We start from the raw sequence: 19,143 nt of genomic DNA, 5'->3' as shown, positions 1-19,143 counted from the left end.
TCCCTCCAGCCCTGCGGGCCTCCGGTCACCAGGTCGCGCTCCCAGCGCCTCCCTCACCACTACAGAATGCAGCCAGACTGACCCCCTGTCAAGCCCAACCACACACCCGACACACCATCACACCCCGCAACCTGACTCAGCATCAGGCTTCAAGGAGAGGTCTACACCACCAAGATACAGAAACCGGATAGATATCGAGCAGCATTCCAGCTCCAGCCCAAATAGACCCAAGCCCAAAAACAAAAGACGCACCAACAAGAAAGGCAGGCCTGAAAAAGGGCCGAGAAGGCGCCAAAAGGGCGCATAGAACAAATCAAACCCGCAAAACTGTGCTCTTCCCGGCCCACCATTCCCAGCTTCTGGCCGTCGTTCAGGCCTGGGTTCCTTCGACGCGGGCGAGGAACGCGGCGAGCGCGCCGGCGGCTTCCGGCTCGGTGGTGGCGAGCCGGGCCACGAACGCCAGCTCGTCAACGTCGGCACCGGGGACCAGGCGGGCGAGTTCGGCGAGCAGCGCGGCGTGCGCGAGGACCGGCGGTGTCAGAAGGCCGGCCGCTTCCTCGCGTGCGGCCAGGTCGCGGTAGTGCCCGAGGTGCCCGGCCAACGCGTGCGCGAGCCAAGCGTCGACGTCGGCCTGGACGTGGCCGCCCGCCCGGCAGGTCAGTTCGTCGCGTACGGCTTCGTCGCCGTCGCGGGGCTCGGTCTGCTCCAGGGTGCCCAGCTCGCGCAGCGCCTGGAGCTCGTCGGCGCGGGCCGCGATCCGCATCGCTTCGCGCAGCTCGGCTTCCCGCGCGGCGGCCGCCGCAGCTTCGGCGGCGAGCTCGACCCGGACGACATCGTCGGTGTCCGGGTCGTAGGCGGTGCCCGCCGTCGCGGCGGCGAGCAGCTGGTCGATCCGTTCCCACTCCGCGAGCTCCGCCGGGCCGCGGACATCGCCGGCCAGGTCCTCGTACCGGGACGCCTGCCGCGCGTCGAACCCTGCTTCCTCGAGGGCCGCCGCGACAGCGGCGGCGTCCATGCCCTTCGCCCGGCGCCGTACGACGCGGCGGCCGATGCGGGCCGGGTCGACCGGCTCACGGGGCGCAGCGACGCGCGGGGCGAGCGGTCGACGGGTACCGCCGCCGGGCGGCCACATCCTGGTCATCTTCGGCCTCGCATTCGTGGTCAGGCGGTCGCCAGAACAGGAGTCACTGTGTCAGCGGTGTTCGGAGCGTCGCCGCCACCGGTTGACGGTGCTCGCGGCGATGCCGATTTGCTGTGCTGCTGTCCGGCTCGGCAGGTGCCGTGTCGCGTCGATCGCTGCTGTCATCGAGTCGAAGCCAGCAGCCCTGGCCTTGGCTTCCAGGGCGTTGCGGCGGGCCTGTTGGGCGGCGGGCAGAGTCCTACGGGCGCCGGCGGCTCGTGCTGTCTGCACGGCAGGCAGGCCGTCGGTGGCGGCTCGGGCGCCGGAAGATCGGCGGGCCAGTTCCTGCTGGGGGAGCGCTGCGGCGCGCATCCGGCCGATGATGTCCGGGTCGTCGGCCATCGCGGAGGTGCGGGCCTGTGACAGAGCACCGCGTACCTCGTCGGCCATGAGTGCGGCGGTGGCTGGGAGGCGGTGTTCGGCCCGGTACTCGGCGGCCGTCATCCGGTGGGCGCGGGCGAGGTGGGGGCCGAGGGAGCGCAAGCGGCGTCCGCAGGACAGGCACGTGACGATGCCGTCGGCGTCGGCACCGGACGGGCGTCGGGACCCGGTACCGCCCTGGCGAGCCGCAGCGCGCAAGGCGTTCAAATCCCACAGCAGGGCTCGCCCCTTCACCCGGCAGGCCACCGGGTCGGGCCAGCGGCCCCGCTGCTGCTGCATGACGGCTCTGAGGCTGCCTGGCGCATACCCGAGAAGGGGCTCCGCCTCCCGCCGGCTGGCCAGGCGGGAGGCCAAATCGCCGGTTGCGGCGGTCATCGGCGGCGGTCGCGGATCTGGTAGATACGTGCGCGCGTCAGCTCCGTCGGAGTCTGTCGCAGGCCGTCATGAATGTGCTCAGGCCGAGTCATGCCTCACCACCCGAGGCGACCCGCTGCCAGGCCCTCAGGTAGACGTGCTCGCCCAGGTTGCCGATGCAGCGGAACGGCCACGGGTGCAAGTGGATCCGCATGTTCTTCTGGTCGACCCACGGCAGTCTCCAGTACCGCCACACCAGGTCGAAGCCGACCTCTTCGACCGGAACGAGTCCAGCCCCCAGGGCCCGCATCCCCAGCAGGATGGCCAGGTCGGCGCGGAGCGCTTCCAACCTTTCGGGATTGAGTCCCCAGTACGGCGCCATGTCGCACTCCACCAGGACGTCGGGGCCGGTCGGCGGGCCGTCGCTCGGTGTGATCCCGTCCGCCAGGGTCGCCACCGGCGCCCTGCGGGCCCGGCGACGCCGGAAGGCGGCACGGGTCAGATCCAGTGTGCCGGTCTCGGTCATGAGCAACGGTCTCCCCTTCGGAACAGTCCCTGACACGTGATCACATCGCGTTCCAGCGAGTTGGTCAGATCGGGCGACATCAGCGCCGTCCGTCTCGGATCTGGTAGAGGCGGGGGATCGAGAGCCGCGCCTCGTCCGCGATGGCCTGCCGCGGCGCCTTCGTGGAAAGGGCGGCGCGGATCGCCTCGCGCAGGCGCTCCTCCCGCGCATCGACGTCGAGCTGCTCCTTCAACGCCGCGATCTGGCGCTCGGCCTCATCAAGGGCGAAGCGGGCCTCCGCGACCTCCTGCAGAGCGAAGGACTGCCGGTCACTCGTCGGCCTCCCCAACTCGTTGGTGTTGAGGGATTCGGCGAGGACTTCCCACATGTGCTCGGCGGGGTTGCCATCCTCGTCGGTGTCGTCCGGGGTGATCCCACTGGACTGCATCAGCGCGGTGACGTCGTCGATGGTGACCGGGCTGAAGCCGTCGCCCCGGTCGATCTCGGTGACGTGGCCCTCGTAGTAGAGGTCTTTGACCTGCTCGGCAGTGACGTTGGGCATCGGATGCTCCTCTTGGGTCGCTGAGAACACCCCAACCGTATAGCACGCTATAGCTATGCGTCTATAGCGCGCTACAAAAGTGGCCCGCACCGTCAAGTGCGGGCCATCTTTCATGGGGTCACGGAAGCCATTCCTCCGCCTGTTGCTGCCGATGTGGGGTTGTTCAGTCGGCGTCGGTCACGGTGACGCTGCTGATGTGGTCGGCTTCGAAGGGAAGGTCTTCGTAATGGCGGGCAGTGGCGTCGTCGCTGACGACGGTCTCGGTGGTCTTGCCGTTGACATCGGTCACGACAACCTTCTTGGGCATGACGGCTCCGTAGCTCAGGAACAGGCGCTCAGGCGGGCAGGTAGTAGACGTGGACGGCGTTGGAGTCGCACGGCTCGGTCATGTCGTGGCCTCCGTGGCGGTCGTGCTGTGGGTTCCGAGGAGCCCGCGCTGTTCGAATTCCAGCAGCAGGACGTACAGCGCGTCCGACTTCTTGGTGTCCCGCGCGATCCGGCTGGCCTCGATCAGGGTGTCGGTCGGCAGGCCGGACACGGCCTGCGTGCACCATGCGCACACCGGCAGGTGGTCGGCGATGAGGGCGGGAGCGGTCGACTCGTGCTCGTACCGGTACGACGCGGCGAGGAGTTCGGCATCCGTCATGCCCAGGGTGGGCCCGGGTGCCGGGGCGGTCTGTTGCTCGGCGGTGCGTTCCTCGGCGTCCGGCTCCTGCCTTCCGCCCTCGTCGTCGAGGTACGCCGACGGTGCAGGCCGGTCACGGAGCTGGGCGGTCTCCTCGATGCGGCGGCGGACGGTGACGAGGTCACTCGGGGGGACGTCGAAGCGGTGGGCGTGGCGGACGAGGACCCGGCCGATCTCGTCGAGGACCCTGCTCTCGTCGGCGCCCTTCGCGTAGGCGGCCACGATGTCGCGGCCGGCCTGCTGTACCTGGGCGAGGAGGGCGACGTTGTGGGAGTCGTCGGTGAGGTGGTGCTCGCGCTGCTCCTTGATCTGCTTCAGTCGCCCCTCAGCCTTGTTGGCGCGCTCGTTGGCGACGTCGTAGGCGGTACGCGCTGCGGTCTCGGAAAGACGGGACACGGTCGCGCGGTCGTGCGCCTCGTCGAAGCGCCCCATCCAATAGCGCACGTCGTCCTTGGCCTTGGCCAGCGCCACCAGGGCGGTGACGAGGTCATCGGCGAGGTCGTCGAACCGGCTGCGTCGGACCAGGCCGAGGGGCGGGCGGGTCGGGATGTCGATGTCGTGCTTGGCGGCGAGGTCGCGAAGTTCCTGCTCGGTCGGCTCGGCGTTGCTGTCACGGACGGGAGTGGTGTCGGTCATGCTGCGGTCTCCGTCTCTGGGGTTCTGGGGTAATGGCCGTGCAGTCGGTTCAGGCGGGGAGAGACTGGCCAGGGCCGGGCTCCGAGGTCAGCGCTCGACGACTACTACGCGCCGCCTACCGCTACGAGCACGGCGTCCCCCGCTCAGTCGGCGGTGGGCCCAACACCAACATTGCCTCACTGTGAGGCAATGTTCAAGAGGCGTGCTCTGCGTTTCCGCTCCGGGCGCCCGCTGTCGACGAGCGTCTGGTCGAGCAGGCGCCAGCCGTTAGGCAGGCCCTGGGAAGCGCGTACATCCCCGTTGCGCATGAGGAAGGGCCAGCCCCCGATCACTCGGGGGCTGGCCCTTCCTCATGCGTCCAGCCGTCAGGCGCCAGCGGCACAGATGCCCGTGCCCGGCAGATGGTCACTCTCATCATCATCGGAGTCGGCTGGTTCAGGCCTCCGTCGGATCTTGGCGAGGTCGCCGGCGGGGAGATCGAAGCGGTGTGCGTGCCGCCTGAGGATCTGGCCGATCTTGTCGAGGGTTACTTCATCCGCGTCGTCGTTCGTGAACACGGCGACCAGGTCCCGCCCGCCCTGCTGCAGGTGTGTGGCGAGCTTCTCCATGTAGCTGAATTCGGAGAGGAGGGGCTCGCGCATCTCCTCGACCACACGCAGCCGGCGCTCCGCGTCGGCGAGCTGTTCCTTGAGTTCGCTGATCCGGTGCTCGGCCCCCGCCGCGGTCTCTTCGGCGGCCGTCGCTCGGTCCTCCGCCTCAACGGCCTGGGCCCCCTTCTCACTTAGCTGCCGGTACAGGTCACCCACGTTCTCGGCCTGCTTGGCGGCCTCGGTTTGGTACACGGCGACGTCCTGCTCGGCCTCGTCGAGGCGGGACCGGCGGACCAGCGGCGACCGGAACCAGCGGCGGCTCGGGGTCTGGGAGTGCAACTCGTCCGCGACGGTCTGCCCCTCGGACGGCTCGACCTCGGTAGGAATGTCGGTCATCGGGGCACCTGCTTCGTGATCGGCTCGGACTGCTCGAGAAGGACGGCAAGCGTGGGACGTCGCGGGGGCGTAGCGGTAGCTCATGCCTCTTTCTCCCGGCGGGAGAGCCCAGCGCGGAGAAACTCGACAGGGTGTCCGCTCTGCTCGGAGTACGTGGCGAGCCTCTTGTCCTCAGCCTGCACAGCGAGCTCGTACGTGGCGACGGACTCGTCGGCCGCGGCTTCGCGATCGGCGTCGGTGAGCAGCAGACGGTTGGCTGGGGGGTGGGATGATGAGCGCACGACGGCGCCCCCCTTCTTGATTGTGGGGGTGTAGTTGAGAGGCCCGTCCTGGGGTACATCCGGGGCGGGCTTCGTGGGTGCTGGCCAGGTCTCCTCACCGCCCGCAGCGTGTCGGGCGGATCGGACAGTGGTCAGGCGGAGATAGCGAGACCAGCGGCCGTCATGACGGTGATCCGGTCGACCAGTTCGGCGGCCGTCACCGTCTCCTCGCCACCCCGAAGCAGCAGCAGGTGCGCGGCGCCGGCATCGTCCGTGGCCTCGTTCCACACGTAGTCAGCGAACTCGCGCGCCTCCCTGATGGCCTTCTCGCGGGCCTCACGGGTGTGCCAGGTACCGGACTTGTTCGCGTACCACGACTCGAACGCGGCGTTGTCCGCGCCGGCCGTGTCGTAGGTGAGCCGAGCGGACAGGGTCAGGACGGTGAGGAGCCGATCCGGCGTGAACATGCGGTCGGGGTCGGAGTTGATGCGGCGGGCGAAGTCGCCGAGCAGCGCATCCATGGAGGTGCTCCTTCGATCGGTTGCTGGTGGAGGGTTCCGGTACCTGGGTGACTGCACGCCGCCCTCGGCATACGGTCATCGCTCCACCGGTGCAGGTTGTTGTGCAGGGTGCGGGGTTAGCTGACGCGGTCGGTCTCGGGCTCGCCGTCAGATGCCGAGCAGGTGGCCGGCCTCGGTCACCAGCTGCTCTTGGGCCGCGAGGGACGCGGCTCGGGCGGCGGCCAGGTCCTCGGTGGTCTCGGCATCGCGCAGTGCGTAGGACGCGCGGGCGGCTGCGTCGGCGGCCGTACGGAGGGCGGGGGCCAGGACCGCGACGCGCACGGCGGGGGCGCTGATCGCGGCGCGGGTGGTCTGGCTCGCGGCGCGGGCCTCGGACCAGTCCTCGCCCTCCAGGCGCAGGGACTCGCGGTGCCACATGGCGGCTCGGTGGGCGGCTACTGCGGCGACCAGGTCGGCCACGGCGTCCACGGCCGCCTGACGCCGTGCCACGGCCTCGGCGCCGGTGAGGGCGGTGCGCGCCTGCCTCCCCTGCAGCAGCGCTGACAGAGCGGCTCCAGCCAGCGTGCCCAGGATGGCGATGATGGTCCCGATCATGGTGGTCCCCCTCAACGGTGTACGCCGGTGCGCACAACCCCAACATTGCCTCACTGTGAGGCAATGTTCAAGAGGCGCGCATCGCTTTCCGTGGGAACCAGTGATTAACCGGGCGCGCAGGCCCGCCTCGTCACAGCGGCAGGCGGTCGCTGTGACGCGGTGCCAGCAGGCGGCGGAGCGCACTCTCGCTCGGCTGGTCGACGTCGCGCAGGGAGGCGTCGGCGTAGTCCGGGTCGGGCTCGGGCGGCATCACGCACGGACCACGCTTCCGTGAGCCGTCCGGGCCGGGGTGTCCCAGCGTCGAGGCCGGCCAGGTCTTCAAGGTCTGCGCGGGTGACCGCGCCGACGAGGTGTGCCGTTCCTTGGCGAGCAGGTAATCGAATGTCGTCGCTCTCCAGCGGCAGCCGGTTCCCCGTCCAGACGCGGCGTTTTCGACTGCGAGGGGACGGCTTCAGAAGGCGAGCGCCACGTGGTCGCTGAGCACGTAGCGGATGGCGGTGAGGCCGTATCCATGACGCGCGGACGCGTCGTCCCAGTACAGCTCGGGGTCGTGGTTGTACCGAAGGCGGTGCCAGCGGGTGGAGACGGGGTCAGCCCTGTCATCGACGTCATGCCCCAGGTGTTCCAGGTGCACCTCCCACCTCCGGACGACATCGAGGTCGGTCTCCCCAGGACGCCCGTCAACGAGTTCGTCGACGGCTTGCCGGGGCACAGCGGCAGGCACGATGCGCCGCTCTCGAGCCGTGATGTACAGGGCGGTCGCGAGCGCGGAGATCCCGTCCTCCTGCGAGCCGTCGCTGTCGCGTTCGCTGAAGCGGTCGGCACGGGTGCCGATCAGCTCACGGGCGCGGTCCCATGCCTGCGTCCACTCGGCGGGGCCGCCCTCGCCCTGCCACTCCCGCGACTGCTCGGTGATGGTCGTCATGCCGACATCTTCCTTCCCTGGGGTGTCGTAAGGCGAACTGTTCCAAGGCTCAGTGCGTGTTTGAGATCCCAAGAAACGCAGGTCAAAGCCGCACTGTGAAGGGTGGGGCAGAAGTTGCCGTTCCGTGGAAGCGTCACGGTGACGCCAGTCCGCGACGGAACTGAGGTCCGTTTCACGCGGATACGCCGGAAAGGCCGATGATCACGGTGGAACCCGCCTTCTTCCAGGTGGCCCCAGCTACCAGTACAGCCCCCAGGGCCGTGGCCGAGCAAGACCACAGCGAAGACCTGCCGGGGATCTCAAACACTCACTCAGGCGAGTTGGCTTCCTGACCTATCCGTCATCTATAGGAATCGGAACTCTTCCACGACTTCCCACGTGTAGTACCCCGCTGCCGGGTCCTGCCGCTGGTTGACAAGGTGGACACGGTCGATGGTGACGTCGACCCGCTCGGGACGGAGCGAGCGAAGCCCCCGGTTCAGGGGCCGGTCGTCCAAGTCGCCATCCCGCGCGTACGCCAACGTCGAATGGGCCCAGAACTTCGCCGACCCTGGACGTAGTTCGATGCCGGGCACGGCTTCGGCCGCCGCCCGGACCCGCTTATTGAGCTCGGCCACACCAGTCTCCGGGTACATGGCCACGGTCACGCCGGTGACGCCCGGCCAGGTCGGGCCCATCTGCACGGTGAACGGGCGCATCCCCGCGACTTCCCGGCGGGTGGCGTTGATGAGCTGTTCGGTCTGCTCTGCAGTCGTCGGGGTGTAGATCCCCTGAACCGTGCAATGAAGCCATTCCTCGGGCACCACACCCAGGTGCTCATCGAACCCGCTGAAAAGGTCGCGGTGAGCACGTGCGTAGGCGCGGTAGTCGTCGTGGCGGTTCAGAAGAACGAGGAAGTGGAGGAAGGGACCGTTCGCCCAGGTACGCACACGTGCAGAGTCGAAGAAGGTCTCCATGGCGAGTCCCGAATCTCAACACGCTGACTTGACAGGGAACTGAACCGTCCAGTGCAACCACTCGTCTGGGACGACTCCGAGCCGGTCCCCCTGGTCAGCGAACAGCGGCGCGAAACTCCGTGCGTACGCCGTGAACCGTTCCTCGTCGCCGAGCTGCGCCACGAAATGCCTCCGTCGTGATCAAGATGATCCACCCTAAAGGGGGCGGGCCCTCCTGAGGCAGGGGTACTTGGCCATCAGTTTTGGCCCCCTGGGGTCCAGCCCAGCTTGTCGGGCTGACAGGCTCTACCGACGGATCAGGCAGGGGAGGAAGAGAGCATGGAGAGCTTTTTCGCGCGGGTGGGCAAGGTCTGGCCGGCCGGGCGCAGGGACTTGCACTGGCATCTGCTGCCGTCGCCGGAGGAGGCCGAGAAACTGCTGTCGGCCTACCCCGCCGACCGGTTCTCCCGGCCCGGCCTGGTCCGCGTTCCGAGTGAGTGGCTGCACTGCACTCTCGTGCACGCGGTCGGTATGACCGCCGAGCACGTCGATGTCGACGCCTTGATCGCGGGCACACAGGAACTCGCGCGGCAGACAAGGCCGTTCCGGCTCACGTTCGACCGGCCCGCCGTCGGCCCGGTCGCCGTCGAGATCAGCGGCTGGCCCGGGGAGCCGTTCACCTCGCTCGTGGACGGGCTGACTGCGCTTCTGGACGAGCACCACGGCGGCGAGTTCAAGCTCGCGGCCAGCCGGTACCCGCACATGTCGATCGCCTACACCGCAGCCGGCGCCGAGGCCGTGGACGCAGGAGACCTCCGCCAGTCCCTGGCCCATCTTGACGGCCCGCTGTCCCACACTCTGCACGCCACCCGCCTGCACCTGGTCGAGCAATGGCACGACGGATCCACCATCACCTGGCGCACCCTCGCCTCACTGCCACTGGACGGCAACCGCCGGACCACCGACGTCCCCGGTCTGCACGCCGGCGACGTCGCGCAGACCATCATCAACGTCATGGGGTGGCAGACGGCCACCAGCTCGACATGGGTCAGCCCAGAGATGGAACGCATCGAGCACCGTGGCGACCAGCGGTGGATCGGCGTCAGCAGCAGCCTGATGCACACCGGGGTATCCCTGAGCGCCGGCCGGATCCACGACGGCCAATACGCCTCACCCGAGGCACGCTCATCAGGCCGACTCGACGGATCCGACCAGGCCGCACTCGCCCTCGCCGTCCGCCGACTCTGGGAACGCCTCGACGGCCTGGAGCAGACGAACGAGAAGAGCCTGTAACTCCGGGGTACAACCCAAAAAGGGCCCGGCCCGACTCTACGGAGTCGGACCGGGCCCAAGTTGTTCAGAGCAACGACGAGTGCTCCTGCTTAAGACGCTTACCCGTCTTGGTGTCGATGGCTGTTCGGTCCGGGCGGAACTCGATCTCGCGGTGCTGAGCTCGTGTGCCCGCCTTCCAGTGCGGACCACCGACAGCGATCGTGAGCCGAACGGCCTGGTACCGGCTCTTGACCGGCACCTCTACCTCCAGCTCGATCGGCATGGGAATCTCGCCCTTCTGCAGAGGGTGGGTCTCTTCCTTCGCGGTCTGGTCCGCCGAATCTATGCGGACGATCTTGGGGCGATCCTTCCAGTCAACGGACGCGCTCAGGACGACCGAGCGGCCGTCCTTGCTCCATGAGGCAAGTGTTTCTGCCTTGACTCCGTCGATGTTCAGGTTGGTGGCGGACACGCCCTTGTACGAGGCCACCTGTTCAGCCTGTTCAGCCGCCTTCTGGTCGTCGTCAGCCTGCTGCCAGATGACCGCGGTGGTGAGGGCCAGGGCCGCGACCGCCGCGACGTAGGGCCAGGCGCGGCGAGGACCGCGGGGCTGTGGTTGGTCGTCGTCGGTCATGGGCGCCGACATGGGCGCGGGCGTGGGCGGCTCGGGGACCTGGTGAATCGGGGTGGAGGTGTCGTTGTCCGTGTACGTCTCGAACCAGGCGGCGCCTTCGTTGTTCCCCATGCGGGTGACGGTAGCGCGCAGGTGAGCTGCCTGGGTCGGATTTCCGGACAGATCGGCGACCTCGGCGCGGGTGACGAGCCAGGCCGCCGCTTGGGCAGAGTTGAGGCCGTGCGTGCTGATGTCCTGGCGCTCCCCGACTGCGGCCAGGTCGGCGGCCTCGTTGAGACGGCCGGCGCGAGCGGCTTCGAGCACAGCCAGGTGCCGGTCGTCGAGTTGAGGACCGGAGTACACGGTGTCGATCACGGTGGGCGGCAGGGCGAAGGTCAGCGCATCGGCTGGCTGGTCGTCCGCCGCCTCCATCGCTGCGGCCGGTTCCTCGTACTCGAAGTCCGCTTCCAGTCCCCTGGTGGCTTCGTCGTCGTTCTTGTCCAGCGAGACCGGCGCATCGGCTGCAAAGGCAGCCTGTTGGGCTTCGCGGCGGCGTTTTGAGGTGTCGGTGAGCTCCGCTTCGTCCTCGTCGAGGATCGCCGTCTTGATGACGTCGACAAACTGGCCGACCTTCCAGATGGCCTGCCCGGGAGTCAGGCGGGGGATCTTCTTGATGGCCCATTCAGGCAGGCCGAGGATCGCGCCCACGATGGCGGCCTCTTCAGGGCCGAGGCGCCCGACGTAGGCGAGATCGCAGAGGCGGGCGAGGTCCTGCGCACGGCCTTCGCCGAGGTCGGACAGCGTGTGCATGATGACGTCGAGCGACAGGCCCGCTTTTCGGGAGTTCTTGAGCAGCCGCTGGATGAGTTCTGCGGTGCTCGGCGAGAGGAGGATCTGCCATGCCTCCTCGATCACCAGGTGGCGGTGTACGGCCGTCGATTGCTTCAGCCAGACGTGCTCGACCCAGCACGCGACGGCGGCCATCAGGGCGGGGATCGCGGGGCTGTTCCTGTCGAGTCGAGTGAAGTCGAAGGAAATGATCGGCAGGTTGGTTTCGGGAAGGCCGGCGCTCGGCCCGTCGAAGAGTCCTCGGAGGCTGCCCTCGGTGTAGCGGTCGAGGGCGATGGCTGCGCCCTCTCCCCACTCCGCGAGCTTGGCCGCCGGCCAGCGTCCGTCTTCCGGGTGCAGGAGTGCGTCGACCAGGCCACTGAGCCCGCTGGCCTTCGGGCTGGCGAGTGCGTGCTGGAGTGCGTGCGCGGCCTGCGGGGTAAGGGCTGTGGGCTCGACCGCGCCGATCAGAGAGCGGACGAGCTGCTCGCGTACCTCGTCAGGGAATTCGGCCGAGCAGGGGTTCAGCGTGAACGCGCCCGCCTCGATGACCTGCCCGCCGAGGGAGCGCGTCAGCGGCGCCCATTCGCCCTCCTGGGCCTGGGTCTGCGTCGACTGTTCCCCGTAGCTGTCGATGACCACGTACTGGTGACGATGCTTCAGCACCTCGCGGCGGGCGCGGAGCTTGCCGGTCGTGCTCTTGCCCGAGCCGAGTCCGCCCAGGCCGAGGCTGTTGGTGGCGGGCAGGATCTGCGCGTCCACCAGGACCGGGGACAGGGAGAACGGGCGGCCGTCGGTCTCGGAGCGGCCGATCGGGATGCCGGGGAACCGTGTGGTGGAGGCGACCAGGGGCGCCGTGATGGCGGCGTGCGTCGCGGGCAGTCGGATCACAGGATGGCCCCTTTCCGGGTGGACGCCCCGTGCGGGGTGGTCATGATGTGTGCGCGGTGCTGCTGGCCGGTGAGCCACTCGCGCGAGATGCGGAATCGGTCGGCGACCAGGTCGACGTCCCAGCGCGCCTGCATGACCTCGTCGGCGCTGGCGCCCCATACGGTCAGGTAGGCGTCGATGTCGACCAGGGACGCGCCCTGAACGAGCGCCACGCGGGTGGACCCCACGGACAGTTCGTTCTCGTCCTGCTTGATCTTGTCGTTGGTGAACGCGGCGCCTGCCGCGTCCTGCCATTTCGCGGAGCGGCGGGACTGTGCGGCGGGGAGCGGTCGGTAGAGCACGGCCAGCGACCGGTCCGACTCCTGATTGCCCAGCAGCAACCTGGGCATCAGGTCGCCGTCCGTCTCCGCCGGCCACCCGGTGATACGCGCGGTGGACGCGTACCGGCCGTCCTCGAGCGCGACCCAGGAACCGGACCGCTCGACGACGGCCGGTGCGGGCGCGGCGGCGACCTCCTCCAGGTAGCCGAGTTCGGCGAACTCGCCCTCGATGGTGCCCATGGTGCGCTCGGGCTGCGCCACGAGGTTCTTGGGGATGTGCACGGACACCGTCTGTGTGTGCTCGGTGTACTCGTCGACCGCAGCGTGGTGGGCCACGTGCACCTGGATGCCAGCGGTGCGGGCCTGTCCCGACGCGAACGTCAACGCACGGGCGAACGCCTCGTGGAACGCGGCCCGCTGGTAGCTGTCCTGCATGGTGCCGTGGTCCGGGTACAGCGTCCACGTCCTGGTCGTGCCGCTGGTGGCCAGGTCGGGCGTGGTGCGCTCACGCAGGTACCGTGCGCCGACCCCCGCCCATCGGGCGATGGAGCGGGGGCCGGGCGAGGCGTTGATCAGTCCGGCGACCCCGGCGACGAGGCCGAACGCCCACACGGGCGGCTGCTCGACCAGTCCAGATGCCAGGATCGCGGCCCCTGCCCCGGCGTTGATTTTGGTCAGTACGACCTCGGCGGGGCTGAGCCCGCGCTGAATGGCAGGAACACGGTAGCCGGGGGTCAGGGTGTACACGGAGAACCCTCCTTACGGGGTGGCCTGCCCGCCGGCCCCGCCCGAGCGGGACGAGGTCGGCGAACTGGGCGTCGGCGTGGGGCTGGTGGTGGGCGTCCGGCTCGGGCCTCCCAGCTGGGAGGCCCGGGCCTGCCGGCGCGCGGCGGTGAGCTGCTGCGTGCGGGCCGAGTCGGTGTTGATCTGGGAGATGACGGAGTCCGTCGTCAGCCGTCCCGGCCGCGGACGCCGCTTGAGGCCGTACGAGGCAAACAGGACGTCGCTGTCCTTAGCGATGGCACGGCCCGGGGTGGAGACGTGGCGCGGTCCGCGCGGGGCGTTTTCCTGCTCGTGGAAGTCGGGCACTGCCGCCCGGGCCGCCATGTGCAGCATCGGGCTGGGGGTGTGGTTCTCCACCATTCGGCGAGCGCCCCGCGCCATCCGGGGACCGAAGTACGGAATCCCGTGGAAGATCATCCTCAGCATGAGGAAATCCGCGGCGGCCAGGATCACCGCGTCCATGATGAGCGAGCCCTTGAACGCCGCCACAAACGGCGAGGCCATGAGCAGGATGAGCGGCGCGAAGATGATCCCCAACAGCCGTTGTGCCCACGCCTGGACCGCCTGCACGTCGCCCTCGCGGGCAAGGGACGCGAGCACCAGCGGCGAAATGCAGACGAACGCGAGAATCGCCGGGTTGCGCGTCAGGTAGACCAGCATGGCGACCGCGATGGCGACGCAGAGCACCCCCATGATGAGCACGATCGCCAGCGGGTTACCGGAGTCCGCGCCCTTCACCATGTCGCGTTTGATGGTGCCGAACAGGGTGCCTTCGTTCGAGTCGAAAGCGATCTTGAATGCCTGGGAAACTGCCCGGTTCAGTCCGAAGACGAAACCGGGCACGGAGGCCATTCCGATGGTGGCCGCGAGCGTCCACCCGGTCGAGTAGCCCATCTGCCGGAGGCGTGGTGCGCCCTGCCACGCGGACAGAGCGCACACAACGACTACGCAGGTAAAGATGGCGATGGCCAGATGCTGACCGAGCCACAGGAACGGGCTGAAGATCGCGCTGTCGGCGCTTTTCGGTGCCCACGTCTGGTCGGGTGCGACAAGGTGCTCGATCTTCTTGATGAGGTAGTCGGCGAAATCCCTGAGGTTCTCGGAAGGGGACTGTCCGCCTGCGGAGTTGCCGTCCGGACCGGGATTAAAGTCGGGGGGCCCGTTTCCGTTCCCCCTCACACAGTAATCGTGTGCCGGCCCTTTGATGTCGTCGCAGTTTGCCATTACTGCGCCTTGGTCACGGTGGAGAACAGGTCAGGTCCGTACATCGCGAGAACCACAGCGACGAACAGCACGCCGAGTCCCACCGATCCGTTCCGCAGAGCGTGCTTGGGGTTACCCGGGATCTGGATGAGCATACGAAGCGCGACAATTGCGATCACTGCCGCGACGCCCTTCATCACGAGGCCCGTGCCGGTCAGCCCGATCGATCCGAAGAAATCTCCGAACCCCTTGCTGAGGTCGACCGGCGCGGCGAGGACGACGTTCTTGGCGGTGGTGAACACTTTCAGATCTCCTTCGTGCTGCTGTGAACGGGACGCGCGACGCCGAACAAGTCGCGCATGGAATCGAGCGGAGAGAAACGCACCTTGGTGCCGGGGCGTGGCGCGTCGATCATGTAGCCGCCGCCGACGTAAATACCGACGTGGTGAATGTTCGATGCGGTGGAGCCGTAGAACACCAGATCTCCGATCTGCATGTCTTCGGGCTTTACAGGCTCGGATGCCGCATATTGTGCCGCGGCTGTGCGGGGAAGAATGATCCCGACCTTCTCGAAGGCGTAGAGCGTCAGACCGGAGCAGTCGAAGCCCGTGATGTTCTCCCCGGAGAATCCCCGGGGAGAACAGCACGTTCCGGTGCTCGGTCCGGATGTGCTTCCGCCGCCCCACGAGTAGGGCTTTCCCAGCATTACCTGAGCCGCGTTGACGGCTGTGGCTGCTTGTTGGGCGGTGACGGAAGTTCCCGCCTTTCCGCCCTTGTTGGGTTGTCCAGCCAGAGCGGAAATCGACCGGACGTAGTTCTGGGTCTCCCGGTAGGGAGGAACACCGTGGTACTGCTTGACCGCTCCAGCGCCCGCGTTGTACGCGGCGAGAATGTTGTTCTGCTTGTTTCCTGGAACGTCTTTCACCTGGCTCGCGATGTCGCAGAGGTGCTTTCCTGCCGACGGGATCGCGTCCTTCGGATTCCAGATATTGGCCTTGCCGTCGCCGTCGCCGTCGATCCCGGCGCCGTTATTCCATGTGGACGGCATGAACTGAGCGATGCCCTTAGCGCCCACTGGTGATTTGGCTCGCGGATTGAAACCGGATTCCTGGGTGATGAGCGCGGCCAGCAAGTTCGGCGAGATGTCGGAGCAGGTGTGCCCTGCATCCTCAATCAGCTTCTGATACTTGGCCGGGACGCTGACGCTGAGCGCGGCGTTCAGAGCCGGGTTGCTGTCGCTGGCGGACTGGATGTACGCGGCCGCGATGACGACCACGGTCGCTCCCGCGCCGATCGCGGCTGCTGCGGTGCCAGATCGCAAGATCTTCCCCCTCCTACCATTTTCACTGTTTTCCCTGGTCAGGACCGTCACCTGGCACCGACAGGGGACCGACACGGCACCGCCACCCGACCGCCACCCTGCCCGCCGGGTGGCGGTCGGGTGGCGGTGCGTTGACGGTGCTTCGTCGGTGCCGGGTGACGGTCACGAATCGGACATAGCCGCGGCGAGGAGGTCGTCCAGGTGGTAGCCCCGAACGCCCTTCGCACCCCTGCCGGCCGGAACGCCGAGAAGCGCTTTCAGCTTCTTTCCGCGGTCCGTCGGATCCGATTCCATGATTCCGAGCGATGTGGCCATGTCGGGTGTGGTCATGAAGTCCACGCCCTTGTCCTGCATCACGTTGATGGCTTGCCGAAGCGGGGTCTCCTCGGGGAGCGCTTCGAATGCTTCCATTCGCTTGGCGGCTTTTTCGTCCACTACCTTCCAGATGAACTCATCCTCAAAGTTGAATCCTCGGATGAGCACCGAGCGTCCGTTAGCGAAGAGGACGCCTTGACCCTTGATGTCCGGGTCGAGAAGTGCCGCGTTGATCGGTGCCACCGTCTCGAAATAGGTGTCCCCGAGAGCAACCTTGACCGTGCCCGAAGAAGCCACGTAAAGACACAACCGGTAGAGGAACTGATCCCTCACCATGACGGGAATGGCGTTCTGTGAAGGCCTTTGCGTCATGAGTACCGTGGAGATACCTGATTCGAGGGATTTCGAGACCAGCGACCGCGTATCTTCGGCAATCTGCCGGGCCTGGTCCTTCTCTTCGTTCGTGGCGCCGGAAGCGAAAAAGTCAGCCGCTTCATCCACGATGAAAATTACCGGCTTGAACTTCGGAATGGGCTTCCGGCTACGGATTGCTTCCGTGATTTCCGCGTACCGGCTGTCCGCACGGGCGTTCAGTTCCCGGACCATACTCCAAAAAACGGCCGGGTCGTCGGACGACTCATAGCGGGTTGCGATCGGCTCAAACCGGGTCAGCCCACAGAACTTTCCATCGAGCAAGTAGAGCTCGAATTCTCCGTAGGCGATCAACAGGCATGTGATGAGCCCGTTGACCAACGTGGTTTTGCCCATCTGCGTCATGCCAGCCACCAACATGGAGGCCTTATCGAACGTAGGCACTCCGGTAAGTTGGCCCGTGACATCGTGACCGAGCGGAATACCAGCGAACGACTCGATCTCCTGCCGAGTGGGGGCAGAGAACGCGTGCGTGAATGGCGGCTCGTCCAATTTCAGGAGCCTGACTTCACGTTCGGTGTGCCGGGACGTCTCCAGCGCAAGGTGAAGACGCGTGACGTTGAGCATCGACGCGATCGGCCCAAGCCTTTTCGCGACGTCCTCGTGAGTTCGGCCCTCGGGCACCAGGAAGGTGTGCCTCGTGCCGATACCCGGCAGCTTTTCCGTACTGACCTCGTCGGCGCGGACAATCTCGTCCTTGCCGATGGCACCGGTTCGGGTCAGGGCCGCAGTCAGCTCTGGATGCGACACGGCCGCCTGGGCATCGTCCGCCCCATTGGTCGGGGATTCCTGAGCCAGCGCCTTAGAGGGCCCTTCAGACGGCTTCTTGGCCCACAAGCGGATCACGCTGGTCTTAACCCACCAGGCCGCCCACCCGAGTGCGATCAGTACGGCCGCGGCAAGGGCCACGGTCGCCGGCCAGTTGAGGCCGAGCTTGACCTTGATGGCAGTCAGGCCCGCAAAAACGAAACCCAGCCCGCCGATCGCCCCGGCCACATGACCGTAAAGGTCCTCGGCCTGGCCGCCGCTCTGGCCTTTCTTTCGTCCCATACTCCCCCCTGCATTTCTGGATCGAAGAGTTGCCGATGATAACTGCCGCTTGCATATGCGGCTTGAGGTTTTGTCAGGCTTCGCCGGGTCTGCCCTGCGGGTCTGCGACAGATTCGTTTCCGAATTCGCTCGCCGAATGGCTCGCCGGGTCAGCCTGAGCCGACTGCGGTTTCCGGCAGTCGCGACACAGCCCGGCCCCGCGAAGGGTCGGGCTGTCTCGGTGGTGCCGGACCAACGGGCGGGACAACGAGTTGCCCCGCCCACGGTCATGGGGTTCGAAGGTGGTGTCTCACTGCTGTTCGCGCCGGCGGCCCGGCAGGTGCGGATGGCACCACCAGCAGTCAGGGCCGTGATCGTGTTCCGTCCGGCTGTGCGCCAGTGCGAGCGGCGTCGCGATGAACAGGACCAGCCCCCACACCACCAACACCAGACCCACCACGTACTCGAATGTGCTCATCGCGACGTCCCTTCAGCCGGCTCCTCAGCCTCGTCGTCCATCTCTTCGTCCGTCTCGTTGTTCGTCTCGGCGGCGTCAGGACTCGTGACCGACTCCTTGCTCACCACCTCGCGCCACGCGTGACGCACGCGCTCCTCGCTGCCCATGAACCCGGCCTCGCGCATCGCCTTCGCAGTCGCCCGGTACGAACGAGGCGGGTCGTCGCTGTAGCGCAGATACCGCACGACGACGTCGAGCTGGTCGTCGTCCAGGGGCTCTCCGGGCCGGGGCACCGTCACACCCGCGACGGTGGCCAGCTCTTCGAGCGTGACGGGTGTGACGCGAGGCGTGCCGGACTCGGGGCCCATCAGGGCCCTGACCTGCGTGACGGGCGTGACGGGCAGCTCCGGAGCGGCAGGCTCCCACCCCTCCAACTCCGGGAGTTCGATCTGCGAAACCAGCTCCGGGAGTACCTTCTTGCTGATCGTCTGCGCGGTCGTCTGGGCCTGGGTGTGCAGCTCGTCGGTCATCTCCTGCTGTGCCTTGAGCGCCGACAGGCGGTACTCGGTCTCGGCCTTGGTCACCCGCAGGTTCAGGTCCTTGGCGACCCCCAGCAGCTCGATCTTGTGAGCCGCTTCCGCTTCCATCTCCTCAAGCCGGTCGACGACGGTCTGGCGCCGGTCGGCGATGGCCTGACGGGTGCTCGGCGAGACGCTGCGTCCCAGAGACGGGAGGACCAGCCACCAGACGCCCTTGGTCAGTGCGATCGCCACAGGAGTGAGGACCACGGCCAGGTCCAGGCCGGCGCCACGGCTCGTCAGGATCAGGTCGGCCGGGGGTACGGCCGCAAGGACAGCTGTCAGGGCCAGACCAGCCCAGCGGACGCGATTGACGCGCGTCCTGTTATTGCCGGAGAGGATCTCGGTCGCCTGGAGGACGACCCACAGCGCGTCGAGCGCGCCGACGGTCGGCACGGCCCACGGACCGAAGTGCGGTACGAGGATCGAGTAGGTGACCTTCATCGAGAGCGCCGCCACGCCCAGCGTGAAAGCGCCGAGGACGGCGAGCACCCAGGCCCGCGAGGACCACCGGGCAGTGCCGGGTTCGTCCTTGGGTTCGTTCGTGTTCTTGCTCGTCCAGAACTTCATGTTGTTG

At 67.5% G+C, this 19,143-nt stretch carries 22 protein-coding genes; 2 read left to right on the top strand and 20 right to left on the bottom strand.

Features of this window, described 5'->3' with window-relative positions; genetic code table 11:
• Positions 1-370: 370 nt before the first annotated feature.
• From ABZ893_RS35450 to ABZ893_RS35420, 7 genes are all read right to left on the bottom strand, one after another.
• Positions 371-1,141 carry a hypothetical protein gene (locus ABZ893_RS35450; protein WP_361412366.1) on the bottom strand — a complete coding sequence of 257 codons (771 nt, stop codon included), beginning with the start codon at positions 1,139-1,141 and terminating at the stop codon, positions 371-373.
• Between the two features lie 51 nt (positions 1,142-1,192).
• Positions 1,193-1,840 (bottom strand): MucR family transcriptional regulator, encoded by a 648-nt coding sequence (locus tag ABZ893_RS35445; protein WP_361412364.1) that lies wholly within the window; start codon positions 1,838-1,840, stop codon positions 1,193-1,195.
• A 184-nt stretch (positions 1,841-2,024) separates the two neighbouring features.
• The gene (locus tag ABZ893_RS35440; protein ID WP_361412362.1) at positions 2,025-2,441 is read right to left on the bottom strand and encodes a hypothetical protein; all 417 of its coding nucleotides are present in this window, start codon (positions 2,439-2,441) and stop codon (positions 2,025-2,027) included.
• Between the two features lie 79 nt (positions 2,442-2,520).
• The gene (locus tag ABZ893_RS35435; protein ID WP_361412360.1) at positions 2,521-2,982 is read right to left on the bottom strand and encodes a hypothetical protein; all 462 of its coding nucleotides are present in this window, start codon (positions 2,980-2,982) and stop codon (positions 2,521-2,523) included.
• 163 nt (positions 2,983-3,145) lie between these two features.
• Positions 3,146-3,289 carry a hypothetical protein gene (locus ABZ893_RS35430; protein ID WP_361412358.1) on the bottom strand — a complete coding sequence of 48 codons (144 nt, stop codon included), beginning with the start codon at positions 3,287-3,289 and terminating at the stop codon, positions 3,146-3,148.
• 78 nt (positions 3,290-3,367) lie between these two features.
• Positions 3,368-4,303, bottom strand: a complete 936-nt coding sequence (locus tag ABZ893_RS35425) for a hypothetical protein (protein WP_361412356.1) — start codon at positions 4,301-4,303, stop codon at positions 3,368-3,370.
• A gap of 365 nt (positions 4,304-4,668) precedes the next feature.
• The gene (locus tag ABZ893_RS35420; protein WP_361412354.1) at positions 4,669-5,289 is read right to left on the bottom strand and encodes a hypothetical protein; all 621 of its coding nucleotides are present in this window, start codon (positions 5,287-5,289) and stop codon (positions 4,669-4,671) included.
• Positions 5,290-5,420: 131 nt separating this feature from the next.
• Between ABZ893_RS35420 and ABZ893_RS35415 the strand changes: the two genes are divergently transcribed.
• On the top strand, positions 5,421-5,561 hold the full coding sequence (locus tag ABZ893_RS35415; RefSeq protein ID WP_361412352.1) for a hypothetical protein: 141 nt from the start codon (positions 5,421-5,423) through the stop codon (positions 5,559-5,561).
• A 140-nt stretch (positions 5,562-5,701) separates the two neighbouring features.
• Here the strand turns inward: ABZ893_RS35415 and ABZ893_RS35410 are convergent, their stop codons facing one another.
• The 5 genes from ABZ893_RS35410 to ABZ893_RS35390 form a co-directional block, all read right to left on the bottom strand.
• Complete coding sequence (locus ABZ893_RS35410) at positions 5,702-6,070, bottom strand: hypothetical protein (protein ID WP_361412350.1); 369 nt, start codon at positions 6,068-6,070, stop codon at positions 5,702-5,704.
• 147 nt (positions 6,071-6,217) lie between these two features.
• Entirely contained in the window at positions 6,218-6,664 is a 447-nt protein-coding gene (locus ABZ893_RS35405; RefSeq protein ID WP_361412348.1) for a protein kilB, read from the bottom strand.
• Positions 6,665-6,794: 130 nt separating this feature from the next.
• The gene (locus ABZ893_RS35400) at positions 6,795-6,917 is read right to left on the bottom strand and encodes a hypothetical protein (RefSeq protein WP_361412346.1); all 123 of its coding nucleotides are present in this window, start codon (positions 6,915-6,917) and stop codon (positions 6,795-6,797) included.
• Positions 6,918-7,115: 198 nt separating this feature from the next.
• Entirely contained in the window at positions 7,116-7,589 is a 474-nt protein-coding gene (locus ABZ893_RS35395) for a hypothetical protein (RefSeq protein ID WP_361412344.1), read from the bottom strand.
• A gap of 344 nt (positions 7,590-7,933) precedes the next feature.
• Complete coding sequence (locus ABZ893_RS35390; protein WP_361412342.1) at positions 7,934-8,545, bottom strand: 2'-5' RNA ligase family protein; 612 nt, start codon at positions 8,543-8,545, stop codon at positions 7,934-7,936.
• Positions 8,546-8,863: 318 nt separating this feature from the next.
• Between ABZ893_RS35390 and ABZ893_RS35385 the strand changes: the two genes are divergently transcribed.
• On the top strand, positions 8,864-9,817 hold the full coding sequence (locus tag ABZ893_RS35385) for a 2'-5' RNA ligase family protein (RefSeq protein WP_361412340.1): 954 nt from the start codon (positions 8,864-8,866) through the stop codon (positions 9,815-9,817).
• 64 nt (positions 9,818-9,881) lie between these two features.
• Here the strand turns inward: ABZ893_RS35385 and ABZ893_RS35380 are convergent, their stop codons facing one another.
• The 8 genes from ABZ893_RS35380 to ABZ893_RS35345 form a co-directional block, all read right to left on the bottom strand.
• Positions 9,882-12,128: a hypothetical protein gene (locus ABZ893_RS35380; RefSeq protein WP_361412338.1), complete on the bottom strand. Its 2,247-nt coding sequence runs from the start codon at positions 12,126-12,128 to the stop codon at positions 9,882-9,884.
• A complete protein-coding gene (locus tag ABZ893_RS35375) occupies positions 12,125-13,195 on the bottom strand; it encodes a hypothetical protein (protein WP_361412336.1) in 1,071 nt (356 codons plus the stop codon). The genes ABZ893_RS35380 and ABZ893_RS35375 overlap by 4 nt, the downstream gene beginning before the upstream one ends.
• A 12-nt stretch (positions 13,196-13,207) precedes the next feature.
• Positions 13,208-14,455 carry a hypothetical protein gene (locus ABZ893_RS35370; RefSeq protein WP_361412334.1) on the bottom strand — a complete coding sequence of 416 codons (1,248 nt, stop codon included), beginning with the start codon at positions 14,453-14,455 and terminating at the stop codon, positions 13,208-13,210.
• Positions 14,455-14,736, bottom strand: coding sequence for a hypothetical protein (locus ABZ893_RS35365; protein WP_361412332.1), 282 nt, complete (start codon positions 14,734-14,736; stop codon positions 14,455-14,457). The genes ABZ893_RS35370 and ABZ893_RS35365 overlap by 1 nt, the downstream gene beginning before the upstream one ends.
• Positions 14,737-14,738: 2 nt before the next feature.
• Entirely contained in the window at positions 14,739-15,755 is a 1,017-nt protein-coding gene (locus ABZ893_RS35360; RefSeq protein WP_361412330.1) for an NlpC/P60 family protein, read from the bottom strand.
• Positions 15,756-15,917: 162 nt separating this feature from the next.
• A complete protein-coding gene (locus ABZ893_RS35355; RefSeq protein WP_361412328.1) occupies positions 15,918-17,552 on the bottom strand; it encodes an FtsK/SpoIIIE domain-containing protein in 1,635 nt (544 codons plus the stop codon).
• 289 nt (positions 17,553-17,841) lie between these two features.
• The gene (locus ABZ893_RS35350) at positions 17,842-18,009 is read right to left on the bottom strand and encodes a hypothetical protein (RefSeq protein WP_361412326.1); all 168 of its coding nucleotides are present in this window, start codon (positions 18,007-18,009) and stop codon (positions 17,842-17,844) included.
• On the bottom strand, positions 18,006-19,136 hold the full coding sequence (locus ABZ893_RS35345; RefSeq protein WP_361412324.1) for a hypothetical protein: 1,131 nt from the start codon (positions 19,134-19,136) through the stop codon (positions 18,006-18,008). The genes ABZ893_RS35350 and ABZ893_RS35345 overlap by 4 nt, the downstream gene beginning before the upstream one ends.
• Positions 19,137-19,143 lie beyond the last annotated feature (7 nt).

The organism is Streptomyces sp. NPDC046821, assembly GCF_040645335.1.
Taxonomy (GTDB): Bacteria; Actinomycetota; Actinomycetes; order Streptomycetales; family Streptomycetaceae; genus Streptomyces.
The sequence above is the reverse complement of the archived record's forward strand: the minus strand, read 5'-3'. Positions and strand labels throughout refer to the sequence as shown.

Coding starts and splice junctions, on each gene's coding strand:
- ABZ893_RS35450 (WP_361412366.1), bottom strand. CDS start 1,141: ATGACCAGGATGTGGCCGCCCGGCGGCGGTACCCGTCGACCGCTCGCC.
- ABZ893_RS35390 (WP_361412342.1), bottom strand. CDS start 8,545: ATGGAGACCTTCTTCGACTCTGCACGTGTGCGTACCTGGGCGAACGGT.
- ABZ893_RS35350 (WP_361412326.1), bottom strand. CDS start 18,009: ATGAGCACATTCGAGTACGTGGTGGGTCTGGTGTTGGTGGTGTGGGGG.
- ABZ893_RS35355 (WP_361412328.1), bottom strand. CDS start 17,552: ATGGGACGAAAGAAAGGCCAGAGCGGCGGCCAGGCCGAGGACCTTTAC.
- ABZ893_RS35395 (WP_361412344.1), bottom strand. CDS start 7,589: ATGACGACCATCACCGAGCAGTCGCGGGAGTGGCAGGGCGAGGGCGGC.
- ABZ893_RS35435 (WP_361412360.1), bottom strand. CDS start 2,982: ATGCCCAACGTCACTGCCGAGCAGGTCAAAGACCTCTACTACGAGGGC.
- ABZ893_RS35420 (WP_361412354.1), bottom strand. CDS start 5,289: ATGACCGACATTCCTACCGAGGTCGAGCCGTCCGAGGGGCAGACCGTC.
- ABZ893_RS35410 (WP_361412350.1), bottom strand. CDS start 6,070: ATGGATGCGCTGCTCGGCGACTTCGCCCGCCGCATCAACTCCGACCCC.
- ABZ893_RS35345 (WP_361412324.1), bottom strand. CDS start 19,136: ATGAAGTTCTGGACGAGCAAGAACACGAACGAACCCAAGGACGAACCC.
- ABZ893_RS35385 (WP_361412340.1), top strand. CDS start 8,864: ATGGAGAGCTTTTTCGCGCGGGTGGGCAAGGTCTGGCCGGCCGGGCGC.
- ABZ893_RS35440 (WP_361412362.1), bottom strand. CDS start 2,441: ATGACCGAGACCGGCACACTGGATCTGACCCGTGCCGCCTTCCGGCGT.
- ABZ893_RS35445 (WP_361412364.1), bottom strand. CDS start 1,840: ATGCAGCAGCAGCGGGGCCGCTGGCCCGACCCGGTGGCCTGCCGGGTG.
- ABZ893_RS35370 (WP_361412334.1), bottom strand. CDS start 14,455: ATGGCAAACTGCGACGACATCAAAGGGCCGGCACACGATTACTGTGTG.
- ABZ893_RS35430 (WP_361412358.1), bottom strand. CDS start 3,289: ATGCCCAAGAAGGTTGTCGTGACCGATGTCAACGGCAAGACCACCGAG.
- ABZ893_RS35405 (WP_361412348.1), bottom strand. CDS start 6,664: ATGATCGGGACCATCATCGCCATCCTGGGCACGCTGGCTGGAGCCGCT.
- ABZ893_RS35425 (WP_361412356.1), bottom strand. CDS start 4,303: ATGACCGACACCACTCCCGTCCGTGACAGCAACGCCGAGCCGACCGAG.